Here is a 26,320-nt window from a genome sequence, read left to right as displayed (position 1 = left end):
AGCGGTAGTCCCGGAAAGGAGTTCCGTGGGCGGGTCGCCGGGGAGGAGATATGATAAGCACCATTGCGTTGTTCTGGGCTTTGTGTGTCGTTTGCATTGTTAATATGGCGCGCTATTTTTCTTCGTTACGCGCACTGTTAGTGGTACTTCGTGGTTGCGATCCATTACTTTACCAGTATGTCGATGGTGGGGGATTTTTTACCTCGCATGGGCAACCCAACAAGCAGATGCGTCTGGTGTGGTATATCTACGCTCAGCGTTACCGCGATCATCATGATGATGAATTTATACGCCGCTGTGAGCGGGTTCGCGGTCAGTTCATTCTTACCAGCGCGTTATGCGGACTGGTGCTTATCAGCATGGTTGCGCTGATTATCTGGCACTGATTACCAACAACAGATACAAAAAAAGCGGGTCAGTTTCCTGACCCGCTTTTTTACCGTGCATCCGCTTAGATAAGCTTCAGGGAGAGCCAGTACAGCACCCCGGAAAGAATAATCGCCGCCGGCAGGGTGAAGACCCAGGCCATCAGAATGCTGGTTACCGTTTTACGCTGTAAACCGCCGCCATCAACAACCATCGTTCCCGCAACGGAAGAGGAGAGAACGTGGGTGGTGGAAACGGGCATACCGGTGTAGCTGGCGAGACCGATAGAGACTGCAGCGGTCATCTGCGCCGACATCCCCTGGGCATAGGTCATGCCTTTCTTACCGATTTTCTCACCAATGGTGGTGGCTACGCGACGCCAGCCAATCATCGTACCAATACCCAGCGCCAGTGCGACGGCCATAATGATCCAGATAGGCGCGTACTCAATGGTGCTCAGCATGTCAGCTTTCAGTTTTTTCAGCAGACGTTGATCGTCGGCGCTTACGCCAGGCAATTTCACCACTTTATCTGTAGTATCAGAGATACACAGCATAATACGGCGCAGCTGACCACGCTGTTCAACGCTTAACTTGTCGTAGGTTTCCAGATTCGCCAGCATACCTTTCGCACGCTCAAGCGCGTTGATGGTATTCGCCGGGTGGCAATGGAACTCTGTCGATGTCGTTGTGACCGTTTCCGTCGGGGACGGAATCAGCTGGTCAACGCCAGTCGCCTGCTTGAGCAGGTCCGGGCGTTGCTGGAAGAAGACTTCGACGTTATTGATAGCATCGCGGGTACGGGTAATTTCGTAACCGGAAGCATTCATATTCACTACGAAGCCCGCAGGCGCTACGCCAATCAGCACCAGCATCACCAGACCAATGCCTTTCTGACCATCGTTCGCGCCGTGAGAAAACGCCACGCCGATAGCGGAGAGGATCAGGGCAATACGCGTCCAGAACGGCGGCTTTTTCTTGCCGTCTTTCTTTTCACGTTCTGCTGGGGTCAGGTGGATACGGGCACGTTTTTTCGTACCACTCCAGTAGCGACGCAGAATGAAAATAAGACCGCCAGCAACCACCAGGCCGACAATCGGCGAGATGATAAGCGAGGCAAAAATCCCCATCACTTTCGGGATGTTAAGTGCGTCCACCACTGAGGTGCCGTTCATCAACGCATTGGTTAAACCAATACCGATAATCGCGCCAATCAGCGTGTGGGAGCTGGATGCAGGTAAACCAAAGTACCAGGTACCCAGGTTCCAGATAATTGCCGCCAGTAGCATGGAGAACACCATGGCGAGGCCATGTGATGATCCCATATTTAGCAGCAGATCCGTTGGCAGCATATGCACGATGGCATACGCCACACTGAGACCACCCAGCAAAACACCAAAGAAGTTGAACAACGCAGCCATGACCACCGCCAATTGCGAACGCATTGCACGGGTATAGATCACGGTTGCGACAGCATTGGCTGTGTCATGGAAGCCGTTAATTGCTTCATAGAACAGCACGAAAGCCAGAGCAAGCAATAGTAAAAGCCCGGTATGTAAATCCAGGCCAGCAAACAAATGTAGCATAGGACGTTACGCCATTTTGAGGACATGAACGCGGCGCATTATCAGTGACTTTGGCGGCGCGGGCAAAGTGAAATATAGAGTTTTTTTGATTTGTCTCCTGCTTTGTTTTACACCACTAAAGAATTATCCTATATATTTCAGATAAATACCCTTTATCGGTAGTTTGGCGCTGGTGCGACCACTGAGGAATCTTTACAATTCACCTCCGCTTTTTAGAGAGGATCGCAACGTGGAAAGGTTTGATACCGTTATTATAGGCGCTGGCGCAGCGGGTATGTTTTGTGCCGCGCAGGCAGGACAAGCAGGTAGTCGTGTGCTGCTGATTGATAATGGTAAAAAGCCGGGACGCAAGATCCTCATGTCTGGCGGGGGCCGCTGCAACTTTACCAACCTTTATGTCGAACCTGCCGCGTATTTGAGTCAAAACCCGCATTTTTGCAAATCGGCGCTGGCGCGTTACACGCAGTGGGATTTTATCGATCTGGTGGGCAAGCACGGTATCGCCTGGCACGAAAAAACGTTGGGTCAGCTGTTCTGCGACGATTCTGCCCAGCAAATTGTCGATATGCTGGTGGACGAGTGTGAAAAAGGTAACGTAACTATGCGGTTACGGAGCGAAGTCCTCAGCGTTGAGCGGGAGGGTGAAGATTTCATCCTGGCGCTGAACGGGATGACTGTCGGCACGAAAAAACTGGTTATCGCCTCTGGTGGTCTTTCGATGCCGGGTCTGGGCGCGACGCCGTTTGGCTATAAAATTGCCGAACAATTCGGTCTAAACGTGTTGCCGACGCGCGCAGGTCTGGTGCCCTTTACTTTGCACAAGCCGCTGCTGGAGCAGCTTCAGGTGCTCTCTGGCGTATCCGTTTCCTCCGTTATCACCGCCGAGGACGGTACGGTCTTTCGTGAAAACCTGCTCTTTACGCATCGCGGGCTTTCTGGTCCGGCCGTGCTGCAGATTTCCAGTTTTTGGCAGCCAGGTGAATTTGTCAGCATTAATTTGTTGCCGGATGTTGACCTTGCGAGCTTCCTTGATGAACAGCGCAGCGCCCACCCTAATCAGAGCTTAAAGAATACGCTTGCTATGCAGTTGCCAAAACGGCTGGTGGAATGTTTACAGCAGTTAGGGCAAATCCCGGATGTCTCGCTGAAACAACTGAACGTGCGCGATCAGCAAACGCTGGTGGAGACCCTGACCGAATGGCGGGTGCAGCCGAACGGTACGGAAGGGTATCGTACCGCTGAAGTCACGCTGGGCGGCGTGGATACCAACGAGCTGTCATCGCGCACAATGGAAGCCCGCAAAGTGCCAGGACTCTATTTTATCGGTGAAGTGATGGACGTCACCGGCTGGCTGGGTGGATACAACTTCCAGTGGGCATGGTCGAGCGCCTGGGCGTGCGCGCAGGATTTGATCGAAAAAAACTAACTTAATACCTCCGACGCAGGTGGCGGGTATAAACGCCTGCCACCTAACTTTTTTGAAATGCTTGATTAACAATTGTGCTACATATCACAAAATCAAAGCCAGCTTAAAAAGTCGCTTTGACACGCTTTGCCTTACCTTCTAGAGTGGAAAAATACAGATTTTAGATAAGAGACTATCTGTGAAATTAAGATGGTCTCTTATTGCATTTTTTTAGCTAATGGCGACCTTCTTCCGAATATTATGAAGGGGAAAGCCATGTCCGCATGCTCATTCTCAAATCCGATAAAAATCCGTGGCGTTGATGACGTTATCAATTGCATCGATTCTCGCGGAAAAATAAGTGGCAGAGCCGGTGTTATTTGGTGGTTAGCATTAGGCGGCCTGTTCCTTGATGCTTTTTCAAATTCAGCTCTGAGTGCTGGATTAAATCCAATGACCCGCAATTTAAATCTGAGCGCAACTGAAGTTGCGTTACTTACCTCATTTTCATCGTGGGTTGCCATATTATTTAATCCCATTGGCGGCTGGATTGCCGATCGCTGGGGGCGTGTACCACCGCTGATTATCGCCAAAATAATGGCGGTGATTGGTGCGCTGTTGGTGATGTCATCCTCCAGTTTCAGCACCATAATCGTGGGCCGCTTCTTTGTTGGCGTGTCTTATGGGATGGATTTTGCCGTGGCCATGGCGATGCTGGCAGAGTTCACGCCGGTGAAACTAAAAAGCCGTTTAAACACCTGGCAAGGAGTCTGGTATGTTGCGGTTTGTTTAAATCTGGCATTAGCGCTGATGTTTTATTCCTGGGATGTTGGGGATGCTATCTGGCGTTATTCTATTGCCGTGACTGCGTTATGTGGACTTATTGTGCTTTTCTTCCAGTTCCGTTATTTAGTAGAAAGCCCGGTATGGTTAGCGAGAAAGTCACGACTTTCTGATGCTGTGACCGCTATGAATAAAATATACGGTGATAATTTTATTCTGGCGCCAAAAGGGGAGCAAAAACCTGTCATTGGGCAAGCAGAGAAAGGGGCGAAAAATGTACTACTAATATTCCGTGGCGTATATTTACCGCGTACGATTCTGGCTTCTACGGTTCAGATCTGCCAGTCAATCCAATATTTTGGTGTCGGCTGGTATTTGCCGGTTATTAGCGCCGCGATGTTCGGTAAAAACTTTGTGTACGCAACCTTGTGTTCACTATTTTTTAACGTATTTGGTATTGTTGGTGGTTTCTTGTCTCCTGCAATCGGTCGTCGTCTGGGCTTGCGCCGCTCTTCGGCGATCGGTTTTGCCGTGGCTTTTCTCGTACTGCTCACGCTGGGACTGTTCAGCGACAGTATGCCGCTGTGGGCCTCTTTGCTGGTTCCCGCGTTGTTTATTCTTTGTCACTCAGGTGGACCCGGTGCAAACGGGAAAAGCCTTTCATCCCTCTCTTTTCGCAGTGAACTGCGGGCAGGCGCGAATGGCGTGGTCGGTGCGCTCGGGGCAATAGGTGCGGCGCTCGGTCTGTTTATCTTCCCCGTTTTCCGTGATCTCTACGGCTTGCAAACGACCTTCCTGATCATGTCCGCCGTGCCGTTGTTCGCCAGCATCGTCTGCTTTGTGATCCCATGGGATCCCACTCGCACCACGATTCAGCCGGATAACGAGCCTGGCGCCCCGCAGTTCGAATCACCCCATTCACCCTATCCCGAGTCGATGGCCCCAGAATCAAACAGGAGTACGAAATGATTGAATATGAAGATGTCATTCTGGCTATTGATGAAGGTACCTCAGGTACGCGTGCGGCAGTGGTGGGGCGAAATAGCCAGGTCCACTGCCTTGAATATCAACCGCTTCAGGTCAGTAGCCAGCGCCATGGCGTTGTTGAACAAGATGCTGATGAAATTTTGCAGGCCACTATTGCGGTGTGTCGTACAGCGATTGCTAATGCGCAGCACAGCAAGATGCGTATTGTGGCGCTGGCGATTGCGACGCAACGTTCAACGGCGGTGCTCTGGGATGCAGACACTGGCAAGACGCTGGCACCTGCGATGGTCTGGCAGGATGCACGTTTTACGGATGAGCTGGCGCAACTGGCTCCCGAATGGGATACGAAACTGCTGCCAGTAATTGGACGACCGGTTGGGATACGTTCACCTTACCTCTGGGCGTCATACCATATCGCCAATACACCGGCAGTGAAGAGGGCGCACCAGGCAGGAACACTGGTTTTTGGCACCGTTGACAGTTGGTTGCTCTGGCATCTGGCGGAAGAAAAAAAATGTGTCACCACCCCCACCAACGCCACCTCTGCGGGCGCGTATTGCCTCAACGAGCATCAGTACCATTTGCCATGGCTGCAGACCCTGAAGTTCCCGACGTCATTGCTGCCTGAATTGCACGATGATACCGATGATTTTGGCTCTACACGTGAAGATATCCTCGGGATCAGCGTCCCGATCCGGGCTTGCGCCGGGGATCAGTTTGCGGGGGCTATTGGGCTGGGTTGCACTGAGCGCGGGCAGGCGTTGTGTATGCATGGGACCGGCAGCTTTGTTGATTTAATGATGGGGCCGACGGTGCCGACATTGAAAAAAAGTTGTGAAAGTACGCTCACCATGACCGCGCGCCGACAAAAAGGACGCTCACACTTCTCTGTAGAAACATTCGTCCCGACGACCGGGTCGGCCCTGAACTGGGTGTGCGAAAAGCTGCGTTGGTTCGACTCACCCGAGCAAATCAGCGAGCTGGCTGCGCAGACCAATGATTCTGGCGGCGTGAGTTTCATTCCAGCATTAACGGGGCTGCGTGTTCCTCATTTGCAGCCGCATGCCCGCGCCTCGCTTAACGGTATTTCAATCTCGACCACGCGTCCGCAGGTGGCCTACGCCATTCTGGAAGGCATTGCGCATTCGGTAGCCGCCTGTATGCGCGCGAATGAAGCGGCAACCGGCATCGCAACGCAAGAGCTGGTGGTAGGCGGCGGGTTGTCCAATAGCGACACGTTATTGCAAATCCAGGCCGATGTTAGCGGGATCCCCGTTCGACGGATGGCCGAAACGGCGAGGGCTAGCTTACGCGGCGCGGCGTTTCTGGCGGGAGCCGATGGGCTGCTGTGGGATTCGTTGTCTGATGCCTGCGCCACGCTGAAAATGGCGCGTCTGTTTGAACCCAAAATCAGTCATGACCTTCGCGAACAAAAAATCAACCGCTGGGAGATGCGTATTGCGCTCGAAATGGAAACCGCCAGCAGCCTCACTACCGCTAATCAGGAGCACGCCGACTCATGAAGTTTTTCCCTTCGCGAAAGCCAAACAAAACACGCAGTGATATGTACGGCGCCGAGCCGTTGCGTCTTCAGCGTCCTGAGCAACTGGACCGGCTGGAGAGCGAAACCTACGACATTCTGATTGTCGGCGGCGGAGTGACGGGAGCCTATGCGGCGCTGGATGCCAGCCTGCGCGGCTATCGGGTGGCGTTAACTGAGAAGAGTGATTTTGCCTCGGGGACGTCATCCAAGTCATCAAAAATGGTGCACGGCGGCCTGCGTTACATCGAGCAAGGGAACCTCGGACTGGTACGTCATTCTTTGCTCGAACGCCAGCGCATGCGCCGCAATGCTCGCCATCTGGTGCAGCGGCTGCCCTTTTTATTTCCGGTACTCGATAAGAATGGCGTGTTTGATAAACGCATGTCCTCTGCGTTTGAAAGTCTGCTCTGGACCTACGATCTCGCCGGGGGATGGCGGGAAGGTATTCTTCACCAAAAATTAACTCCGGCGGAAGTGTTATCGCACTGCCCAACGCTGAAAGAAGAGCAGCTCTCCGGCGGCTTTATGTATTTCGATGCCCGTGTTGATGACGCCAGGTTAACGCTGGCCCTGGTGCGGACGGCGGCGTTTCATGGTGTGACGGTGACAAATCATGCCGAAGTCATCGAAACCACACGCGACCAGCATGGCAAGGTCAATGGGGGCATCGTGTATGCCGATGGCAGGGAAATCCGGGTCAAAGCGCGGGTTGTCATTATGGCGACGGGCGTCTGGTTGCGTGACTGGAGTGGGCTGAAAAAAGGGGAATCATCGCCGCTGAATATCCGTCCGGCGAAGGGGGTTCATGTCGCCATCCCGTGGATGAAAATTCGCAATGATTGCACGGTGACCATTCCGGTGGCCGGACGCAGTCGGCGCGCGACCATTACGCGCTGGGGCAACGTCTCCTATCTGGGCACCACGGATGAAGACTATCAGGGCGATTTGAACGATGTTCACTGCAATCGCACTGAACTGGACTTTCTGCTGGAAGGCGCAAACTCGGCGCTGAAAACGGATCTGCGTCCGGAAGATGTGGTGGGAAGTATCGCTGGTTGCCGCCCGCTTGTCGGTACCGCGGGCGGTAAAACCGTTGAGATGAAGCGTAACCATGAGATCAGGGTTGCAGCGGACGGACTGATTACCATTGTCGGCGGCAAACTGACGACATCGCGCCACATGGCGGAAGAAACCATTGATGCGGCCAGCAAAATACTGGGCCGTAAAAAAGCCTGCTCAACGAAAACTGCGTATTTGCTGGGCGCGGCTGGCTATGACCCACAGGCCATTCTGGCCTCTGGCGGCCTGTCTGCGCATCTGGGCGAGCGCTATGGCACCGAAGCGCATTTTGTCAGTGACATTATTCAGGCCGATCCCTCGCTGGTTAAACCTATTGTGGAAGGGCTTCCCTACACCGAAGCGGAAGTGGTGTATGCCGTACGCCATGAACTTGCCAGCACCGTTGATGATGTGCTGTCGCGTCGAATTCGCGCGCGTCTGATGGCACGCGATGCGTCAGCCACTGCCGCTGAACGCGTTGGGGAAATACTGCAACAAGAACTCCGGTTACAGCCTGAACAGGTGGCAAAACAGGTAGCCAGCTATCAGGCCGCAATTAAACATGAAAAATCAATGCTTATGGGGACATCAGAATGATCAGTAAAGAAGCGATTAAACGTGGTTATAACCGTGGAAACTATACCATTGGCGCACATACTCGCCCCGCATGGGCAACGGATATCACCCGCAGCAATGGCGCAAAAGGAATGCAGGTAGATCCCGTTGCGATTAGCGAAGCGACGTTTGACCGGCTGCGGGTGATTGCTGATGAGGTGCTGACGTCGGAGTCCGATGTGATTACCTGGACCCGCGACTGGTGGGCTGGTTCAATGATTGCGGAAACCCAGGGCGCGCCTGCCACCTCAAAAGGCGTGATTGTACGCGTTTCTACCGTAGAACAGATTCAGGACGTAATGCGCCTCGCCAGTGAATCAGCTATTCCGGTCACAGTTTCTGCCGGGCGCAGTAACGTTACCGGAGCCGCATTGCCGCTGCGCGGGGGGATTGTGCTCGACGTTTGCGAACTCAACAAATTGCTCGATTTTGACCCACAAAGCCAGATTGTTGAGGTAGAAGCCGGCATGTTTGGCGATATTTTCGAGAAAACTATTCAAAAAGAGTATGGCATGACCATGGGGCACTGGCCGTCATCGTTTGGGATCAGTACTGTCGGCGGTTGGGTTGCCTGTCGCGGTGCGGGACAGCTATCTACACGCTACGGAAAAATTGAAGATATGGTTTTTGGCATGGATGTGGTGCTGGCTGATGGGCGCTTAATCACCGTTGGCGGTTATGCCCGCAGCGCTATCGGACCTGATTTACAGCAAATGTTTATCGGTTCGGAAGGCACGCTGGGCGTGATAGTACGTGTGCGTTTGAAGCTACATCGCCTGCCGGATTATGGCCGTGCCATCGCTTGGGGCTTTTCCAGTTTTGCCAGTGGGCTGGAGGCGTGTCGTGAAATCTTACAGCATGGCGCTAATCCAGCGGCACTGCGCTTGTACGATAACCTGGAAAGCGGCGTGCAGTTTGGCCTGCCCGAGACCAATGTCCTGTTGATTGCGGATGAGGGAGAACCTGACATTGTCGACGCGGTGTTGGCGATCAGTGAACGTATTTGTCAGCAGAGCGGAGAAGAACTTGACGGTGAATCCATCTTTGAGCGCTGGCTGGATACCCGTTATCTGACGGGAAAAAGCGCCGAAGGCTTTAAGAAAAGCCCCGGCCTGGTGTCGGATACGCTGGAAATGGTGGGGCGTTGGCGCGATCTCAGCGCGGTTTATGATGATGTGGTGGCAGCGATTAACGCCGTACCGGGCACGCTGGCGGGGTCTGCGCATCAGTCCCATGCCTACGTCGACGGCGCATGTCTTTACTTCTCGCTGCGTGGCGATGTGCCCGTCGAGCAGCGTGCGGCCTGGTATCGTGCGGCATGGGACGCGGCAAATGCGGTGCTGATTAAACACAATACTTCCCTTAGCCATCACCATGGCGTCGGGCTGCTCCGTTCCCCCTACATGCAGGCTTCTTTAGGCGAATCGCTGTCGGTTCTGGCTGATATTAAAAAAGCGCTGGATCCGCAGAATATCCTTAACCCGGGCAAGCTGGGCTTAAGCGCTCAGCTTTACGCACATCAGGCAGGTCAATCATGATAAAAAACCTTGGCGTGCTTCTGGCACGCCAGCCCGTCATCATGGCGATTTACGGTATTGAGCAACTGAAAACCGCACTGTCCAGCAAAGCTGAAGTCTGCATTATTGCCAATATCGATCTGATCAAGCTCCAGCCGGTGATCGAACTGCTGTCGAAGGCGGGAAAGTACGTCATCGTGAATATCGACAGTTGTAATGGGCTGTCCCAGGATAAAGGCGGCATTGATTATGTGGCCGAAACGGGGGCGATGGGGTTGCTTTCCACGCGTCTGCAAACCGTACAGCGCGCGAAAAAATGCGGGCTGATCACTATGCAGAAAATCTTCGTCACCGACCGCTCCACCTGGCTACGCAGCCTGAAAGCCGTGGAGCAAAGCGAACCCGATTATGTGCAATTGATGCCTGCGCAGATGCTGCCGCTGCTGCCGCAGGCCGATCGTAATGTGTTGCCGCCGATTGTAGCCTCCGGTTTTGTCTGCAATGAGGAGCATGCCCGGACGGCGTTATTGCACGGCGCGATAGCTGTATCAAGCAGCGACAGCGCGTTATGGGATGTGAATCTGCTACGTTAAACCACCGGGAGCCAAAAATGGAAAACACGCAGCTGTTTGTCGTTGCACATTATTTTGCCCAACCGACGATGGGTGACAAGGTTAACGACGCGCTCAGAATGCTGGCAGAGGCGACGCGTCAGGAACCTGAAAATATATCGTATGAGTTTTTCCGCTCCACGGAAGACGGCGATCGTTTTGTGATTCTTGAAACTTATCGTTGTGCAGAGGGGCTCGAGCTTCACCGGCAAACGGAACATTTCCAACGTATTGGCACTGGCATTATTGCCCCGATGCTGGCGCGTAAAGAGGTGAAAAGTTTTCACATTCATCCCGATGAACCGCGTGGTTAAAAGCTGTCCATTTATACTGCAAGGAATACCTCAATGAACAATGTCATGAAGGATTTTGCGTTTACGACGGTAGCGGAAATTATCGTCGAGTGGGCGGGTGCGTCACGGTTAGGAGAGATCCTTCAGCAACGGTTTAGCGTGCGTCGTGTATTGCTGGTGACCGATCCCGGTCTGGTCAAGGCTGGCGTTTTACCGCCGGTTCTGCACAGTCTGCACAACGCAGGGTTTCAGGTGACGCTTTATGATCGGGTCCAACCCGACCCACACGAGCGCCTCGTTCGCGAAGCTTTACAGGTTGCCCGCGATGGTAACTGCGAGATAGTTATTGGTCTGGGGGGCGGCTCCTCGCTCGATGTCGCGAAGCTGGTGGCTGTATTAATCAACGCTGAACAAGACCTGGCGGAGCTTTACGGCATCGACAAGGTCACCGGGAAACGCCTACCGCTGGTTAACATTCCCACCACAGCCGGCACCGGGTCTGAAGTCACCAATATTGCAATTTTGACGACCAACGATGACAGCAAAATGGGCATTGTCTCCCCGCAACTGTATGGTGATTTGGTGCTGTTGGATGCACAACTGACCCTCGGACTTCCTCCTGTCCATACTGCCGCCGCCGGGATAGATGCGATGGTGCATGCGATTGAGGCCTATACCGGCAAGCATAAGAAAAACCCACTCTCGGACGCGCTGGCCCGCGAAGCCTTACGTTTAATCAGTCGCCATCTGGTGACCGCATGTCGTGATGGGTACAACCGTGAAGCGCGAGAAAATGTATTGCTGGGCGCGATGCTGGCGGGACAGGCTTTCGCTAACTCTCCGGTGGCGGCGGTGCATGCACTGGCTTATCCCTTGGGTGCCAGACACCATATCCCGCACGGCTTGTCGAATGCGCTAATGTTGGTTCCGGTGCTGCAGTTTAACGTGGCGGCAACTGCCCCACTTTATGCCGAGCTGGCTCCCGTCATTGGGGCGCAGGTGACAGGAAACGTGGATATCGATGCCCAGTCGTTTATTGCCGGGATGGTAAGCATTATTGCGGCAACCGGGGCGCCGAACAGGCTACGTGACGTTGGTGTTCCCGCAGACGGTCTGGCGATATTGGCGCAGGATGCCATGCAGCAGACCCGCTTGCTGGGCAATAATCCCGTTACGCTTAATGAAGACGATGCGTTGCGGCTTTACCAGCAGGCTTATTAAACCCTGAACGTGTCCGGTGAGTGGATCACCTGACACGCTTTGTCGGCGGCGATATACCCACTACAACCGAATAGACATATTGAATCCAGGTGTTAGTATTCAATAGACAGCAGTTATGAGTATGCGTGTTTCATTTCCGGCCAGGAACGCTGATGATGACAACATTACTACCCGATTTCACAGCATTTTCGTCATTCACTTCCTTCGCGGCGCGCGTTGCCTTAACGCCTGCTCGCTCAATGGCCATTGTTTTTCATTCCTTCTCATCCCGGATGGAATCTCCCGCTGAATAGCTGTTCAGTGGGCTTTGTGACACGCAACGTTTGATTACAGGGATTACGGCGGGTCGAATATGGATAAGTTTAAGCGTCATCTGATGTGGTGGGGAGCGGGCATTCTTGTGGCGGTGGCCGCGATAGCCTGGTGGATGCTACGCCCTGCGGGAATACCGGAGGGATTTGCGGCCAGCAACGGCAGAATTGAAGCCACCGAAGTGGATATTGCCACTAAGATTGCCGGGCGTATTGATACCATCCTCGTTTCGGAAGGGCAGTTTGTCCGTCAGGGCGAGGTGCTGGCGAAAATGGATACCCGCGTGCTGCAGGAACAGCGGCTGGAGGCGATCGCGCAAATCAAAGAAGCCGAAAGCGCGGTGGCGGCGGCGCGAGCGTTGCTGGAACAGCGGCAAAGTGAAATGCGCGCCGCGCAGTCGGTGGTAAAACAGCGTGAGGCGGAACTGCAGTCGGTCTCTAAACGTCATGTGCGTTCCCGTTCGCTATCCCAGCGAGGGGCGGTGTCCGAGCAACAACTGGATGACGATCGGGCCGCGGCGGAAAGTGCACGTGCCGCGCTGGAGTCGGCAAAGGCGCAGGTCTCTGCGGCCAAAGCGGCAATTGAAGCCGCTCGTACCAGCATCATTCAGGCGCAGACCCGCGTAGAAGCCGCACAGGCTACCGAACGTCGCATTGCCGCTGATATTGATGACAGTGAACTGAAAGCTCCGCGCGATGGTCGCGTACAGTATCGCGTAGCCGAACCGGGTGAAGTGCTTTCCGCGGGTGGGCGCGTGCTGAATATGGTCGATCTCAGCGATGTCTACATGACGTTCTTCTTACCTACCGAACAGGCTGGCTTACTGAAGATTGGCGGCGAAGCGCGACTGGTGCTGGACGCCGCGCCGGATCTACGTATTCCGGCGACCATCAGCTTTGTGGCCAGCGTCGCGCAGTTCACGCCGAAAACGGTGGAAACCAGTGATGAACGGCTGAAGCTGATGTTCCGCGTCAAAGCGCGTATCCCGCCAGAGCTGTTGCAGCAGCACCTCGAGTACGTGAAAACCGGTCTGCCGGGCATGGCGTGGGTGCGTGTCGATGAAAATCGCGCCTGGCCTGAGGATCTGATGGTGAGGTTGCCGCAATGACGCATCTGGCGCTGGTTCCCGTTCCTCCCGTGGCGCACCTTGACGGCGTGAGTCAGCATTACGGGAAAACGGTCGCGCTGAACAATATCACGCTGGATATTCCCGCCCGTTGCATGGTGGGGTTGATTGGCCCGGATGGCGTTGGGAAATCGAGCTTGTTGTCGCTCATCTCCGGCGCGCGGGTCATTGAACACGGCAACGTGATGGTGCTGGGCGGCGATATGCGCGACCCGCAGCACCGCCGGGATGTCTGCCCGCGCATTGCCTGGATGCCGCAGGGGCTGGGGAAAAACCTGTATCACACGCTGTCGGTGTATGAGAACGTCGATTTCTTTGCCCGCCTGTTTGGTCATGATAAAGCGGAGCGCGAAGCGCGGATTACCGAGCTGCTAAATAGTACCGGCCTGGCGCCGTTTCGCGATCGTCCTGCCGGGAAACTCTCGGGGGGGATGAAACAAAAGCTGGGGCTGTGCTGCGCGTTGATCCACGACCCGGAGCTATTAATTCTCGATGAACCCACCACCGGGGTCGACCCCCTGTCCCGCGCTCAGTTCTGGGATCTGATTGACAGTATTCGCCAGCGCCAGACCAACATGAGCGTACTGGTTGCGACCGCCTACATGGAAGAAGCCGAGCGCTTCGACTGGCTGGTGGCGATGAACGCCGGGGAGGTGTTAGCCACCGGGAGCGCACAACAGCTACGTGAACAAACCGCCAGCGACACGCTGGAGCAGGCGTTTATCGCGCTGTTACCCGAAGCCCAGCGTCAGGCACACAAACCGGTGGTGATCCCGCCGTATCACGCTGAGCGGGAAGAGATTGCCATTGAGGCGAAAGATTTGACCATGCGCTTCGGCAAGTTCGTCGCCGTTGACCACGTTAACTTTCGCATTCCGCGCGGGGAAATCTTCGGTTTTCTCGGCTCCAATGGCTGCGGCAAATCTACCACCATGAAGATGCTCACCGGACTGCTGCCCGCAAGCGAAGGCGAGGCATGGCTGTTTGGGCAAGCGGTTGACCCGAAGAATATCGATACCCGCCGCCGGGTAGGCTATATGTCACAGGCGTTTTCGCTCTACAGCGAGCTGACCGTGCGGCAAAACCTCGAACTCCACGCGCGGCTGTTCCATATCCCCGAGGCAGAAATCCCTCAACGCGTACAAGAGATGAGCGAGCGCTTTAGCCTGGCCGATGTCGAAGACGCGTTGCCCGGCGCTCTGCCGTTGGGGATCCGTCAACGCCTGTCGCTGGCGGTGGCGGTTATTCATCGCCCGGAAATGCTCATTCTTGATGAGCCGACCTCCGGGGTCGATCCGGTGGCAAGGGACATGTTCTGGCAATTGATGGTTGATCTGTCGCGGCAGGATAAAGTGACCATTTTTATCTCCACCCACTTTATGAACGAAGCGGAGCGCTGCGATCGCATGTCGCTGATGCATGCCGGAAAAGTGCTGGCCAGCGGCACGCCGCAGGAACTGGTGAAGCAACGCGGTGCCGCCAGTCTGGAAGAGGCGTTTATCTCCTGGTTACAGGAAGCGGCTGGTCCGGCGCCGGAGACTACGCTTTCGCAAGCGGATACGCCGGTGGTGCATGAAAATAATCAGCCGCTACGCCAGGGCTTTAGCCTGCGGCGTTTGTTCAGCTACAGTCGGCGTGAAGCGTTGGAATTGCGGCGCGATCCGGTACGTTCCACGCTGGCGCTGATGGGGACGGTGATCCTGATGCTGATTATGGGCTACGGCATCAGTATGGATGTGGAAAACCTGCGTTTTTCGGTGCTCGATCGTGACCAGACCGTCAGCAGCCAGGCGTGGACGTTGAATCTGGCAGGGTCGCGCTATTTTATCGAGCAGCCGCCGCTCACCAGTTATGACGAACTGGACAAACGGATGCGTTCGGGCGAGGTGGCAGTAGCCATTGAAATCCCGCCCAATTTTGGCCGCGATATCGCGCGTGGAACGCCGGTGAAGATTGGCGTCTGGGTTGATGGGGCGATGCCGAGCCGCGCAGAAACGGTCAGAGGCTATGTACAGGCGATGCACCAGACCTGGCTGCAGGATGTGATGGCCCGTCAGCCCAATGCCAGCGGGCAAAACGGGCTGATGACCATCGAGACGCGCTATCGTTACAACCCGGATGTGAAGAGCCTGCCGGCGATTGTTCCGGCGGTCATCCCGCTGCTATTGATGATGATTCCCTCCATGCTCAGCGCACTCAGTGTGGTGCGTGAGAAAGAGCTGGGGTCGATTATCAACCTGTACGTTACGCCCACCACCCGCAGCGAGTTTTTGCTTGGCAAACAGCTGCCTTACATTGTGCTGGGAATGCTGAACTTCCTGCTGCTATGTGCGCTGTCGGTGTTTGTCTTCGGCGTCCCGCATAAGGGTAGCTTTTTAACACTGACGCTGGCCGCGCTGCTGTACGTCACCATTGCTACCGGACTGGGCTTGTTAATCTCTACGTTTATGAAAAGCCAGATCGCCGCCATTTTTGGTACGGCGATTATTACGCTGATCCCGGCGACACAGTTTTCCGGGATGATCGATCCGGTGGCCTCGTTGGAAGGGCCGGGACGCTGGATTGGTGAAATTTATCCGACCAGCCATTTTCTGACCATTGCGCGCGGGACGTTCTCTAAAGCGCTGGATCTGGCGGATCTTTGGCAGCTATTTATCCCGCTGGCAATCGCTATTCCTGTAGTGGTTGGTCTGAGCGTATTACTGCTGAAAAAACAGGAGGGGTGATGCGCCGATTACGCAATATTTATAACCTTGGCATCAAAGAGTTACGCAGTCTGCTGGGTGACAAAGCGATGCTGACGCTGATCGTTTTCGCTTTCACGATTTCGGTTTACTCCTCCGCAACTGTCCTACCGGGGTCGCTACATCTGGCGCCGATTGCCATCGCGGATATGGACCAGTCGCAGTTGTCGAACCGGATTGTGAACAGCTTTTATCGCCCGTGGTTTTTGCCGCCGGAGATGATCACCGCCGATGAGATGGATGCCGGGCTGGATGCCGGTCGCTACACCTTCGCCGTGAACATTCCGCCTGATTTTCAGCGTGATGTGCTGGCCGGGCGACAGCCGGATATCCAGGTCAACGTCGATGCCACGCGGATGAGCCAGGCCTTCACTGGCAACAGCTATATCCAGAATATCATTAGTGGTGAAGTGAACAGTTTTGTGGCGCGTTACCGCGATAATAATGAGCCGCCGGTGGCGCTGGAAATGCGCATGCGCTTCAACCCCAACCTGGAGCCTGCCCGCTTTGGCGCGGTAATGGCAATTATCAATAACATTACCATGCTGGCGATTGTGCTTACCGGGTCGGCGCTGATCCGTGAGCGCGAACATGGGACCATTGAGCACCTGCTGGTGATGCCGGTGACACCGTTTGAGATAATGATGGCGAAAATCTGGTCGATGGGACTGGTGGTGCTGGTGGTTTCCGGTCTGTCGCTGATGCTGATGGTAAAAGGCGTACTCGGGGTGCCAATTGAAGGTTCCATTCCGCTGTTTATGCTGGGGGTGGCGCTGAGCCTGTTTGCCACCACCTCGATCGGCATTTTTATGGGGACGCTGGCGCGCTCCATGCCGCAACTGGGGCTGTTGATGATTCTGGTGCTGCTGCCGTTACAGATGCTCTCCGGCGGCTCCACGCCGCGTGAAAGCATGCCACAGGCGGTGCAGGACATTATGCTGACCATGCCGACCACCCACTTTGTCAGTCTCGCGCAGGCGATACTTTATCGCGGGGCCGGGTTTAACATCGTCTGGCCGCAGTTCCTGACGCTGCTGGCGATTGGCGGGGCGTTCTTCCTGATAGCGCTGCTGCGTTTTCGCAAGACGATCGGCACGATGGCGTAAACATTATTGCCGGATAAGGCGCAGCCGCCATCCGGCAACGAAACAGGCAATCACTCTTCTTTCGGCAGGCACTGCAAATGACCGTGGCGTACGCCGCGCTGGGAAATGACGTCATCGGCAAAATGCTGCACATCGCCCATGTCGCCTTTCAGCACGGCGATTTCCAGGCAGTCGTCATGATTGATATGCACATGTAATGTGGCGACCGATAAATCATGGTGGTGGTGCTGGGTGGAAACAATACGGCTCGCCAGGTCGCGTTTCTCATGCTCATAAACATATGAGAGTACCGCGAAGCCTTGGGTGCCGTGCTCCTGGGTGGTTTCTTGCGCCAGTGCGCCGCGCAGAATATCGCGGATCGCTTCGGAACGGTTGTTGTAGCCACGGCGCTGGCTCAGCCCGTCGAGCGTTTCCAGTAAATCGTCATCGAGGGTAATGGTGACTCGTTGCATCTGCAATTAACCTTTCATGTGGCGCGTTGGCGCACAGGGAATAAAGGGAATAGCGTATTTTGTAACATACGTCCGGCATCCGGGGAAAAGGTTAATGCTCTCGCAATAAACGCAGCAGGGTACTGACCTGTTCATCCAGCGGGGCGAGCGTATCTTTAACGATCAGATGCAGCGGCGTGGCGCGGCGAGCGCCATGGCTTAACGGCAGCGGACGTAAAAGCCCCTGGGCCAGTTGCGTCTGAATACGCTCCTCAGGCAGCCAGCCGTAACCGACCTGATACATGACTGCATCAATCGCGGCATCAATGGTAGAGAAGGTCCAGGCATCGCGCACCGGTTGCTGCGGGTTGTCGCGATCGGCAATGCGAATCAGTGGCCACGCGCGTAATGCGTCTTCATCCAGCGGTGCATCAAGAGTGCAGAGCGGGTGATCGCGATGGGCAACGGCCACGAAGTCAATGTTCATCAGCCATTCACCACGCCCGGTAACATCCTGACGCCGGGTCAGGACCATTACGTCCGCATCGGCATGCGCTGCCAGCCTGTCGTCTGCATTTTCCAGTACCTCGGTCAGCCGCACCTGCGTTTGCGGCCACGCCAGCTGAAACTGCTTGAGGATCGCGAACAGGCGTTTGCGTGGGAAGATACTATCCACCAGCAAATCCAGCCGTGTTCGCGTGCCGTTTTGCAACGTTGCTGCCCGGGTCTCCACCCATAAAAAGGCCTTCAGTAACGGTTTGACCTGAGCTAGCAACAACTCGCCCGCCGGGGTTAAAACCGCCCTGCGGCCTTCCGGCGTCAGCAGCGGCACGCCGAGTCGCTCCTGCAGTAGCGCCAGATTGTAGCTTACCGATGACTGGCTACGGTTGGTCTCTTCCGCGGCTTTCGCAAAGCTGCCCAGTTCCACCACTTTCTCCAGCAGGGCCCATTGTTCGAGGGTTGTTTTGTGCATAACTCATCTAAAAATTGAATGAATATGATGTAAACATAGCGTTATTCATCCAATTTTTGAAGCGTTAAGATCTTCGCATCAAGTAAGAGGAGAACGAATATGAGCGCTTTTGATAAACATGATTTGAGCGGATTTGTCGGCAAACATCTGGTCTATACCTACGATAATGGCTGGAATTACGAGATCTACCTAAAAAATGAGACCACGCTGGATTACCGCATTCACAGCGGTATTGTGGGTAATCGTTGGGTGAAAGATCAGCGGGCGTATATTGTGCGGGTAGGGGCGAGTGTTTATAAAATTTCCTGGACCGAACCGACCGGGACCGACGTCAGCCTGATCGTAAACCTGGGCGACAAACTCTTTCACGGCACCATCTTTTTCCCGCGCTGGGTGATTAACAATCCGGAAAAAACGGTGTGCTTCCAGAATGATCATATTCCGTTGATGATGTCGTATCGCGATGCGGGTCCGGCGTATCCAACCGAGGTGATTGATGAGTTCGCGACCATCACCTTCGTGCGTGACTGCGGGGCAAACAATGACGACGTGATTGCCTGCGCGGCGAGTGAGTTGCCGAAAAACTTCCCGGAAAATTTACGCTAAGGCTTCCAGACGCTGCACGGCGTCGGCGGTCAGGGTAAATGGCGTGGGGGTGCACACCGCCAGGCTCAGGGTATCGATCTGGCACTGGCTGACGGAGAGTGAGGAGGTCAGCGCGGTGCTATCGACGCTGACGATTTGCCAGGCGCTGCCGCCACGCTGTTTCACAATAGCTTCTTTACGCGTCCAGATACGCCAGAACGCCGCCAGCTGTTGCTCCGGGCGTTCGGCCTCTACTTCGGCATGTTCTCCGAGACTGAACACCGTGTTTGCCAGCGTCTGCCAGTTATCGCGCGGGCGCACGACTTCAATATCGCAGCCGACTTCCCCTTCGTCGCTGAGCAGCAGGACGATGTCATCGCCGCTATGGCTGAGATTGAACCACAGCGGCGTATCAGCGGGAAAAGCGGGTTTTCCTTGCTCGCCGTAGACAATGTCCGGCAATGGCGAAAGGGCATGGGAAAGCAGCACGCGGCCAGCCAGCCAGCGTGCCCGGCGAGCACCTTGCGGCGCTTGCTCTTTCATCGCGGCAGGCAGTTCGCCAGCGCTTAAAACAGAAACTTTCCCAAGAACGATCTGATACATATCAGGACTAACCTTTAGTAATAATGGGGTTGTGTATCATTCTTCACGTGCCATTTGCAAGTTTATCCCGGTAATCGACTTTTGGGTCTGCCTGGTCCCAGCAAAATTGCCAGTTTGCTGCCGCCTTTGGTGGTTTCCATCCAGATTTTACACACGCTGGTTAACGGCACGGAGAGTAACATGCCGACCGGGCCGAGCAGCCATCCCCATACCAACAGGGAGAGAAAGACGATCAGCGTCGATAATCCCAGGCGGTGCCCCATCATACGGGGTTCGAGAATATTACCAATAACCATATGCACGACCAGAAACAGCGCGCCAACCAGCACGCATTCGTAAATGCCGTTGAACAGCAGCGCCTGAACCATGGGCGGGACGGCGGAAATGACCGAGCCAATGTTGGGCACGTAGTTTAGCAGGAATGCCAGCACGCCCCACATCAGAGCAAACTGAATCCCCATCAGCGCCAGCCCCAGCCAGACAATGGCGCCGGTCCATAAGCTGAGCAACGTTTTCAGCGCCAGATAGTGTGAAACGCCCTTCAGCGCCCGATGCAGCCCCGCAATGTGAATCTGCGGATTGTTTAACGCGAAGCGCAGCTTATAAGGAACATGGCGCACTTCAAACAGCATAAAGACGACCGTCATTACCAACAGGACGACGCTGGCCATGGCGCCGGAAAGACTCGTCATTAGCGTGGTCGTGAAGGTCATCAGTTTGTCGGAGTCCATCCGTTGCAGCATGCGCTCCGGGGACATATGCAGGTTCAGAAAGGGGACCATTTCTTGCAGATACAGAACCTTGCGCGTCAACTCCTTATTGTATTTTGGCAACATGGCCATGAACTCAGTGATCGACGATGCCAGCACGCCAACCAGCGCCGTAAGAACAATCAGCATTACCACGACCACTAACGTAATGGCTACCGGGCGACGCACTCCTCGGCGAATAAACCAGGTGACCAGCGGGTTCAATACGATGGCAAAAAAGAGCGCCAATAGCAGTTGCACAATGATATCCGCCGCGGCATGGATGCCCGCGAGGATCACCACCAAAGCGGCCAGTTTGAGCAAAATATGCATACCCGTTTTATCGGGCTGAGCGGTTGTCATGTTTTCTTCCTGTTTGCGTTTTTGCATTAAGTGTAGCGGTTGGCTTGCGTCTGTTATTCCTAAACTGGCTGCTGATTTATGGTCTGCAACATGGTAGAAATGAAACACTGTTGTGAAAATGTGGTGACCTTCCATGCCCGAACCCGTCGCTGAACCGACGCTAAGCGGTTTGCGCCTTAATCTGCGCATTGTTTCGGTGGTGATGTTTAACTTCGCCAGCTATCTGACCATCGGCCTGCCGCTCGCGGTATTGCCAGGTTATGTCCATGATGTGATGGGATTTAGCGCCTTCTGGGCAGGACTGGTTATCAGCCTGCAATATTTCGCCACGCTGCTAAGCCGCCCTCATGCTGGTCGCTATGCCGATCTGCTGGGGCCGAAAAAAATCGTGGTATTCGGACTGTGTGGCTGCTTTTTAAGTGGTTTGGGCTACCTGCTGGCGGGATCAACGAATGGTTGGCCGTTGGCCAGCTTGTTGCTGCTATGCCTGGGGCGCGTGATTCTTGGGATCGGGCAAAGTTTTGCCGGGACCGGCTCTACGCTATGGGGCGTGGGAGTTGTTGGCTCGATGCATATCGGACGGGTGATTTCGTGGAACGGCATCGTGACCTATGGCGCGATGGCGATAGGCGCTCCGCTGGGCGTTCTGTGTTATGCCTGGGGTGGCTTACAGGGGCTGGCGCTGACCGTGATGGGCGTGGCGCTGTTGGCAATACTGCTGGCGCTCCCCCGTCCGGCGGTGAAGGCCAGCAAAGGCAAACCGTTGCCGTTTCGAGCGGTACTTGGACGCGTCTGGTTGTACGGCATGGCGCTGGCGCTGGCCTCCGCCGGATTTGGCGTGATCGCCACCTTTATCACGCTGTTTTATGATGCTAAAGGTTGGGACGGTGCAGCTTTTGCGCTGACGCTTTTTAGCTGTACGTTTGTGTGTACTCGCTTGTTATTCCCAAATGGTATCAATCGGTTAGGTGGGCTCAATGTTGCGATGATCTGTTTTAGCGTCGAGATTGTTGGGTTGCTGCTGGTGGGCATGGCCTCCATGCCGTGGATGGCGAAAATCGGCGTTCTGCTGGCAGGTGCCGGGTTCTCGTTGGTCTTCCCGGCGCTGGGCGTGGTGGCGGTTAAAGCCGTCCCGCAGCAAAATCAGGGCGCCGCGCTGGCGACCTATACGGTGTTTATGGATTTATCGCTGGGCGTTACCGGGCCGCTGGCCGGGCTGGTAATGACGTGGGCGGGCGTACCGGTTATCTATCTGGCGGCAGCCGGGCTGGTGGCGGTGGCGTTACTGCTGACCTGGCGGCTAAAAAAACGGCCTCAGGTGGTGTCACCGGAGGCCGAGTCATCGCCTTAACCGTTACTGGATAACCAGCGTGTTAATGATGTTTTCTGCGGTCGTTTGCGCTTTTTGCTGATCGTCAGCAGGCAGCGTGATTTGCAGCGTCAGCAGTTGGTTGTCCACTTTACCCAGCACCACGGAAGAGTAAGCGGTCTGGCCTTTGGCCGAGATGATGCTGTCTAACTGTTGCAGTGTGTGGCCTTTCAGCTCAATAGATTTATTGGTGACGACCTGCAACTGCGGGTCGCGGCTACGCTGCTGATCTTCCAGGCGTTTTGCCAGCACCGCCAGATCTTCGTTGGTATTGTCGCCGACAATTACAATCACCGCTTTCTGGCCGGTTGCGTCAGAATACACGTGCATATTGTTCGCCTGGGTACCCAGCTTGCCGCTCTGATCGGTCATATCCGCTGGCAGGGAAAAACTGAGTTTGCCGTCCAGCAGGCTGACCGGTTGTCCGGTGGCGCTACTCTCTGCGGCAGCACCTTCTGCTGGCGCTTTTGTATCGCTATTATCACAGGCCGCAAGCCCCATAACCAGCAGGCCAATACCGACATATTTAACCAGATTGCGCATTGACTTCTTCCTTTCGATAAACGGCCATAACGGCTCATTCGACCATCTTATCACAACTCGGAAAATGAACCTTTAACTCGTCTGCAATGCAGATAATTCAGATTTATCTGCCAGCCTTTTCAGTAACATATTCAGCAGTACGCCGTACATCGGCAGGAAGAAAATAATGCTGATCAGTACCTTGAAGCAGTAGTCGACCAGCGCGATTTCCATCCAGTGCTCGGCCATAAAGGCATCCGGGCTACGCCAGAAAGCGATAAAGAAAAAGGCCAACGTATCGCTGATGTTGCCAAACAGCGTGGAAGCCGTCGGCGCCAGCCACCAGCGGCGGTTCTGACGCAGGCGGTTAAAGACATGCACATCCAGAATTTGTCCCAGCGCGTAAGCCATAAAGCTGGCTGCGGCGATACGGGCGACAAACAGGTTAAAGTGCAGCAGCGCGCTGAACCCCTGCCACGACCCCATATAGAACAGTGATGACACAACATAGGAGATCAGCAGCGCGGGGATCATCACCGCAAAGATGATACGTCGTGCCAACGGCGCGCCAAAAATTCGCACGGTCAGGTCGGTCGCAAGGAAAATAAACGGAAAGCTAAAAGCGCCCCATGTGGTATGGAAACCAAAAATGGAAATCGGTAGCTGCACCAGATAGTTGCTGGAGGTGATCACCAGCAGATGAAATAGCGATAGCCAAAACAACGCTTTTACGCGCTGAGATTGTGTAAACGGAGTCATATTGTGACCTTTTTGTTGGATGGGGTGAGGGAACCCAATAAAAAACCGTCGCATGATACTGCTTTAAGAGCACATTGCAATGGTTGTTTTTCACGCAATCGTTAACCTGATTGGCTTACGCCACAACAGAGCGTAAAATAACGCCGTTTTTGCATGAATGAGACTACGATGAGCGATCTGTTTACCTCTCCCGACCATACGCTTGATGCCCAGGGACTACGCTGCCCGGAACCTGTAATGATGGTGCGTAAAACCGTGCGCGGTATGCAGGCGGGTGAAACGTTGCTGATTGTCGCCGACGATCCGGCGACAACCCGCGATATTCCCGGCTTCTGTACCTTTATGGAGCATGAACTGGTGGCCAAAGAGACCGACTCTCTGCCGTACCGCTATTTAGTGCGCAAAGGGCATTAAGCGAAGCGCCATCCGGCCTACAAAGACGGTGTAACCTGTAGGCCGGATAAGGCAACGCCGCATCCGGCACACACATTACCCTTTACGCAACAACCGCAGCGCATTCGCCGTCACCAGCACCGTCGCTCCCGTATCAGCCAGCACCGCCAGCCACAGTCCGGTTATCCCGAGCAGCGTGGTGACGAGGAAAATCCCCTTCAAACCCAGCGCAATCGCAATGTTCTGGCGAATATTGGCGTGGGTGGCGCGCGCCAGCTGAATCATTTGCACCAGGCCACGCAGACGGTTGTGGGTCAGGGCGGCATCGGCGGTTTCCAGGGCGACGTCGGTTCCGCTACCCATGGCAATGCCGATGGTCGCCGCTTTCATCGCCGGGGCGTCGTTGATGCCGTCGCCGACCATTGCCAGCGGCGACTGTTGGTTGAGAGAGGTAACGGCTCGCACCTTATCCTCCGGCAATAACCCCGCTTTGAATTCCAGACCCAGCTCTCCGGCAATGGCTGCTGCCGCGCGTGGGTTATCACCGGTCAGGATCACCCCTTTCACGCCGATCTGATTGAGCTCGCTGATGGCAGTGCGGGCGTCGTCGCGCAGCGTGTCCTGCAGGGCCAGTACGCCGAGAACGGTATCGTTACGCAGCACCAGCACCACAGTCTGGCCCGCGCTTTCCAGCTCGCTTATCTGTCCGGCAAAGGCATCGGCAGGCTGCTTACCGGCGGCGCAAATCAGCACGCGCTCGCCGTTGACCAGCGCTTCTATTCCGGAACCAACCAGCGCCCGCTGTTCTTTCGCGACAGGAATAGTCAGCTCGCGCGTTTGCGCTTCCCGAACAATCGCCTGCGCCAGTGGGTGCGTCGCGCCTTGCTCTACCGCCGCTGCCAGCGCCAGCAGTTCAGCCTCATTTATACCGCTTGCCGGATGAATCGCCGTCACGCGCGGTTTACCGATGGTCAGGGTGCCGGTTTTATCAAACGCCACCTGCGTGACTCTGCCCAACTGTTCCAGCGCGGCGCCGCCTTTGATTAATGCGCCACGACGCGCCGCGGCGGCAAGACCAGAGGTAATCGCTGCGGGAGTTGAGATAACCAGCGCGCACGGGCAGCCAATCAGCAACAGCGTCAGTCCTTTATAAATCCACTCCTGCCAGGAGCCGGCAAACAGCAGCGGCGGGACGAGGGTAACCAGCAGCGCAACCGCCATAATAGCGGGGGTATAAATTCGGCTGAAACGGTCAATAAAGCGCTCAATGGGGGCGCGGCGTTCTTCCGCTTCTTCAATCAGCTTCAGAATGCGATCGATAGCGCTGGCGCCCGGCTCGGAAAGCACTTCCAGCGTAACCAGACGATCTACGCTGGTGGCCCCCGCCGGGACTTTCTCGCCGGTGGCGCGTTCAACCGGGATCGATTCGCCGGTCAGGGCGCTTTCATCAAAGCTGGCAAAACCGGAGACCAGCTTACCGTCGGCGGGTAAACGTCCACCGGCGGCAACTTCAATAACATCGCCAGGCCGGAGCGTATTGATTGCGACCTCTTCACGTTCGCCATTACGCAGGCGCGTGGCGGTTTCTGGCTTGAGTGCCATCAATGCGCTAACACCTTTGCGGGCGCGGCTGGCGGCCCACCCTTCCAGGCGCTCGCCAATTAAAAACAGCAGTAGCACCATGGCGGCTTCCGCCGTCGCGCCGATAAACAGTGCGCCAATCGCGGCCACGCTCATCAACGTTTCAATGGCGAAGTAGCTGCCGGTTTTCATCAGACGCAGGGCCTGGCGGGCAATGGGATACAAGCCCACCAGCGTGGTGGCGATAAACGCTATCTGACCGAAAGGATGATTGAACTGCTCCAGCCCCCAGCTAATCGCCATCATGATTATCAGCGAAATCAGCGGCAGGTTCTCTTTCAGGCGTGATTCGGAGGCGGCTTCCGGCGCTTGTTCATCGCGTAGGGTATAACCTGCCTTTTGTACCGCGCTTTCAACTTGCTGACGGATATCAGAACCCGCGTCGACGACCAGTTTTTCGGTAGCGAACAGCACCTGGACCTGGTTGACGCCGCTCACCTGGCGGACCGCATTTTCCACTTTCCGGGCGCAGGCGGCACAGTCCATTCCTGCCACTTTCCAGGAATAACGGGTGCCCATTACGCTTTCGGATACGGTGGTAGGGGTGGCGCAACTTCCTTCGCAGCAGCAGTCGTCCGCCTTTTTTGGGGCTGGCGCTGGCTTGAAAGAAGAAAATTGTGGGGCTTTTTTGCCAGGGGCATCGGGCGTCGACATGGCAT

23 protein-coding genes are annotated in these 26,320 nt (G+C 55.2%); 15 read left to right on the top strand and 8 right to left on the bottom strand.

The features are described from left to right. Window positions 1-50 precede the first annotated feature (50 nt). Window positions 51-386 carry a universal stress protein UspB gene (gene uspB, locus FHD02_RS00785; protein WP_003023371.1) on the top strand — a complete coding sequence of 112 codons (336 nt, stop codon included), beginning with the start codon at window positions 51-53 and terminating at the stop codon, window positions 384-386. 65 nt (window positions 387-451) lie between these two features. On the opposite strand, the gene pitA is transcribed toward uspB, so the two are convergent. Continuing rightward, on the bottom strand, window positions 452-1,951 hold the full coding sequence (gene pitA, locus FHD02_RS00780) for an inorganic phosphate transporter PitA (RefSeq protein ID WP_220393453.1): 1,500 nt from the start codon (window positions 1,949-1,951) through the stop codon (window positions 452-454). Window positions 1,952-2,180: 229 nt separating this feature from the next. Between pitA and FHD02_RS00775 the strand changes: the two genes are divergently transcribed. The 11 genes from FHD02_RS00775 (at window position 2,181) to FHD02_RS00725 (ending at window position 17,273) form a co-directional block, all read left to right on the top strand. Beyond that, window positions 2,181-3,377 (top strand): NAD(P)/FAD-dependent oxidoreductase, encoded by a 1,197-nt coding sequence (locus tag FHD02_RS00775; protein ID WP_042311785.1) that lies wholly within the window; start codon window positions 2,181-2,183, stop codon window positions 3,375-3,377. 240 nt (window positions 3,378-3,617) lie between these two features. Beyond that, window positions 3,618-5,108, top strand: coding sequence for an MFS transporter (locus tag FHD02_RS00770; RefSeq protein ID WP_309241608.1), 1,491 nt, complete (start codon window positions 3,618-3,620; stop codon window positions 5,106-5,108). After that, window positions 5,105-6,649 (top strand): FGGY family carbohydrate kinase, encoded by a 1,545-nt coding sequence (locus tag FHD02_RS00765; RefSeq protein WP_220393451.1) that lies wholly within the window; start codon window positions 5,105-5,107, stop codon window positions 6,647-6,649. The genes FHD02_RS00770 and FHD02_RS00765 overlap by 4 nt, the downstream gene beginning before the upstream one ends. Further along, window positions 6,646-8,325, top strand: a complete 1,680-nt coding sequence (locus FHD02_RS00760) for a glycerol-3-phosphate dehydrogenase/oxidase (RefSeq protein ID WP_220393450.1) — start codon at window positions 6,646-6,648, stop codon at window positions 8,323-8,325. The genes FHD02_RS00765 and FHD02_RS00760 overlap by 4 nt, the downstream gene beginning before the upstream one ends. Next, window positions 8,322-9,881: an FAD-binding oxidoreductase gene (locus tag FHD02_RS00755; protein ID WP_220393449.1), complete on the top strand. Its 1,560-nt coding sequence runs from the start codon at window positions 8,322-8,324 to the stop codon at window positions 9,879-9,881. The genes FHD02_RS00760 and FHD02_RS00755 overlap by 4 nt, the downstream gene beginning before the upstream one ends. Beyond that, window positions 9,878-10,453, top strand: a complete 576-nt coding sequence (locus FHD02_RS00750) for a glycerol-3-phosphate responsive antiterminator (RefSeq protein ID WP_042311797.1) — start codon at window positions 9,878-9,880, stop codon at window positions 10,451-10,453. Before FHD02_RS00755 ends, FHD02_RS00750 begins: the two co-directional genes overlap by 4 nt. A gap of 17 nt (window positions 10,454-10,470) precedes the next feature. Further along, window positions 10,471-10,785 (top strand): putative quinol monooxygenase, encoded by a 315-nt coding sequence (locus FHD02_RS00745; protein ID WP_220393448.1) that lies wholly within the window; start codon window positions 10,471-10,473, stop codon window positions 10,783-10,785. Between the two features lie 33 nt (window positions 10,786-10,818). Then, complete coding sequence (locus FHD02_RS00740; protein WP_220393447.1) at window positions 10,819-11,985, top strand: iron-containing alcohol dehydrogenase; 1,167 nt, start codon at window positions 10,819-10,821, stop codon at window positions 11,983-11,985. 352 nt (window positions 11,986-12,337) lie between these two features. Beyond that, window positions 12,338-13,405, top strand: coding sequence for an HlyD family secretion protein (locus FHD02_RS00735; protein ID WP_079225861.1), 1,068 nt, complete (start codon window positions 12,338-12,340; stop codon window positions 13,403-13,405). Next, window positions 13,402-16,149, top strand: coding sequence for a ribosome-associated ATPase/putative transporter RbbA (gene rbbA / locus FHD02_RS00730; RefSeq protein ID WP_204555586.1), 2,748 nt, complete (start codon window positions 13,402-13,404; stop codon window positions 16,147-16,149). The genes FHD02_RS00735 and rbbA overlap by 4 nt, the downstream gene beginning before the upstream one ends. Further along, complete coding sequence (locus FHD02_RS00725; protein WP_042311808.1) at window positions 16,149-17,273, top strand: ABC transporter permease; 1,125 nt, start codon at window positions 16,149-16,151, stop codon at window positions 17,271-17,273. Before rbbA ends, FHD02_RS00725 begins: the two co-directional genes overlap by 1 nt. 50 nt (window positions 17,274-17,323) lie before the next feature. Here FHD02_RS00725 and nikR read toward each other — a convergent pair whose 3' ends face one another. Further along, window positions 17,324-17,725: a nickel-responsive transcriptional regulator NikR gene (gene nikR / locus FHD02_RS00720; protein ID WP_006687486.1), complete on the bottom strand. Its 402-nt coding sequence runs from the start codon at window positions 17,723-17,725 to the stop codon at window positions 17,324-17,326. A gap of 91 nt (window positions 17,726-17,816) precedes the next feature. Further along, a complete protein-coding gene (locus FHD02_RS00715; protein WP_042311810.1) occupies window positions 17,817-18,677 on the bottom strand; it encodes a LysR family transcriptional regulator in 861 nt (286 codons plus the stop codon). 99 nt (window positions 18,678-18,776) lie between these two features. On the opposite strand from FHD02_RS00715, the gene FHD02_RS00710 reads away from it, so the two are divergent. Beyond that, on the top strand, window positions 18,777-19,283 hold the full coding sequence (locus FHD02_RS00710; protein ID WP_137361620.1) for a phenolic acid decarboxylase: 507 nt from the start codon (window positions 18,777-18,779) through the stop codon (window positions 19,281-19,283). On the opposite strand, the gene acpT is transcribed toward FHD02_RS00710, so the two are convergent. Both acpT and FHD02_RS00700 read right to left on the bottom strand, forming a co-directional pair. Next, complete coding sequence (gene acpT / locus FHD02_RS00705; protein ID WP_042311813.1) at window positions 19,275-19,865, bottom strand: 4'-phosphopantetheinyl transferase AcpT; 591 nt, start codon at window positions 19,863-19,865, stop codon at window positions 19,275-19,277. The two genes, FHD02_RS00710 and acpT, sit on opposite strands and share 9 nt — an antisense overlap. A gap of 62 nt (window positions 19,866-19,927) precedes the next feature. Beyond that, window positions 19,928-20,977 carry an AI-2E family transporter gene (locus tag FHD02_RS00700; RefSeq protein ID WP_042311816.1) on the bottom strand — a complete coding sequence of 350 codons (1,050 nt, stop codon included), beginning with the start codon at window positions 20,975-20,977 and terminating at the stop codon, window positions 19,928-19,930. A gap of 133 nt (window positions 20,978-21,110) precedes the next feature. Between FHD02_RS00700 and FHD02_RS00695 the strand changes: the two genes are divergently transcribed. Further along, a complete protein-coding gene (locus FHD02_RS00695; protein ID WP_220393446.1) occupies window positions 21,111-22,328 on the top strand; it encodes an MFS transporter in 1,218 nt (405 codons plus the stop codon). Window positions 22,329-22,331: 3 nt separating this feature from the next. Here the strand turns inward: FHD02_RS00695 and FHD02_RS00690 are convergent, their stop codons facing one another. Together FHD02_RS00690 and FHD02_RS00685 are read right to left on the bottom strand one after the other, a co-directional pair. Then, on the bottom strand, window positions 22,332-22,889 hold the full coding sequence (locus tag FHD02_RS00690; RefSeq protein ID WP_016154847.1) for a DcrB family lipoprotein: 558 nt from the start codon (window positions 22,887-22,889) through the stop codon (window positions 22,332-22,334). Window positions 22,890-22,961: 72 nt separating this feature from the next. Next, window positions 22,962-23,627 (bottom strand): 7-cyano-7-deazaguanine/7-aminomethyl-7-deazaguanine transporter, encoded by a 666-nt coding sequence (locus tag FHD02_RS00685; protein ID WP_061380975.1) that lies wholly within the window; start codon window positions 23,625-23,627, stop codon window positions 22,962-22,964. 168 nt (window positions 23,628-23,795) lie between these two features. Here FHD02_RS00685 and tusA point away from each other — a divergent pair, with 168 nt between their 5' ends. Beyond that, on the top strand, window positions 23,796-24,041 hold the full coding sequence (gene tusA, locus FHD02_RS00680; RefSeq protein WP_038635021.1) for a sulfurtransferase TusA: 246 nt from the start codon (window positions 23,796-23,798) through the stop codon (window positions 24,039-24,041). Window positions 24,042-24,116: 75 nt separating this feature from the next. Here tusA and zntA read toward each other — a convergent pair whose 3' ends face one another. Beyond that, the gene (gene zntA, locus FHD02_RS00675; protein WP_137370365.1) at window positions 24,117-26,315 is read right to left on the bottom strand and encodes a Zn(II)/Cd(II)/Pb(II) translocating P-type ATPase ZntA; all 2,199 of its coding nucleotides are present in this window, start codon (window positions 26,313-26,315) and stop codon (window positions 24,117-24,119) included. Window positions 26,316-26,320 lie beyond the last annotated feature (5 nt).

It is taken from the genome of Citrobacter sp. EC_71 (genome assembly GCF_019584005.1).
GTDB classification, from domain to species: Bacteria; Pseudomonadota; Gammaproteobacteria; order Enterobacterales; family Enterobacteriaceae; genus Citrobacter; species Citrobacter werkmanii.
This window is presented reverse-complemented; position numbering and strand designations above follow the sequence as displayed.